The sequence below is a fragment of the Streptomyces ovatisporus genome, assembly GCF_042653885.1.
Classification (GTDB): Bacteria; Actinomycetota; Actinomycetes; order Streptomycetales; family Streptomycetaceae; genus Streptomyces; species Streptomyces ovatisporus.
This window is the reverse complement of sequence record NZ_JBHSFH010000025.1, coordinates 1-500: the sequence shown is the minus strand read 5'-3', so window position 1 is coordinate 500 and position 500 is coordinate 1. Positions and strand designations below refer to the sequence as shown.

1 rRNA gene is annotated in these 500 nt (G+C 56.8%); it reads left to right on the top strand.

What is annotated here, in order from left to right:
• Positions 1-500, top strand: a 23S ribosomal RNA gene (locus ACFPA8_RS27530); the annotation flags it as partial.

Below are 500 nucleotides of genomic sequence, written 5' to 3'. Positions count from 1 at the left end.
CCCGTGTGGGGGAGCCGTAGCGAAAGCGAGTCCGAAGAGGGCGGTTGAGTAGCGTGTTCAAGACCCGAAGCGGAGTGATCTAGCCATGGGCAGGGTGAAGCGGAGGTAAGACTTCGTGGAGGCCCGAACCCACCAGGGTTGAAAACCTGGGGGATGACCTGTGGTTAGGGGTGAAAGGCCAATCAAACTCCGTGATAGCTGGTTCTCCCCGAAATGCATTTAGGTGCAGCGTCGTGTGTTTCTTGCCGGAGGTAGAGCACTGGATAGGCGATGGGCCCTACCGGGTTACTGACCTTAGCCAAACTCCGAATGCCGGTAAGTGAGAGCGCGGCAGTGAGACTGTGGGGGATAAGCTCCATGGTCGAGAGGGAAACAGCCCAGAGCATCGACTAAGGCCCCTAAGCGTGTGCTAAGTGGGAAAGGATGTGGAGTCGCAGAGACAACCAGGAGGTTGGCTTAGAAGCAGCCATCCTTGAAAGAGTGCGTAATAGCTCACTGGT